The 462-nt window shown below is 25.1% G+C and carries 1 protein-coding gene; it reads right to left on the reverse strand.

Features of this window, described 5'->3' with window-relative positions; genetic code table 11:
- A partial coding sequence (locus AC1DJR_RS33345) for a DUF4135 domain-containing protein (protein WP_477004606.1) occupies positions 1-462 on the reverse strand: 462 nt, incomplete at both ends.

Raw genomic sequence — 462 nt, forward strand, 5'->3', positions numbered from 1 at the left:
CTTATTAAAGAAATATGGAACATCATAGGATAATAGTGCCTCTATCTCTTTTTGAATAATATCTTTCCTAGTAGCCAAGTATATGTTTTTTTCAAGAATATTCCGCAAATACTTTATAGTCTTTAATTTATTCTCTAATAAATCCGGAACATTTAGTCTCTCTAATAAAAGAGTATAGACTTTTGTATTTCGATATACTTTTCGATAATTCCATTTAGAAACACTTTTTTTCAACATATGCATATATTCCTCTTTATTTTTTAAAACTGAATTATATGCATTCTCAAAACCTTTAATAATATCATTTATATAATTATCATACTCGTATATATCATCGTTAAAAAACGGTAAATTCTGAACTGTATCTTCTACTATTGTCTCTTCTCTTATTTCAATTGGATTCGATGTAAATTCATTTTTTATTTTAATTGTTTTTACCAAAGTCTTCATTACTCTCCCAAT

The organism is Bacillus sp. 05T31 (assembly GCF_056396725.1).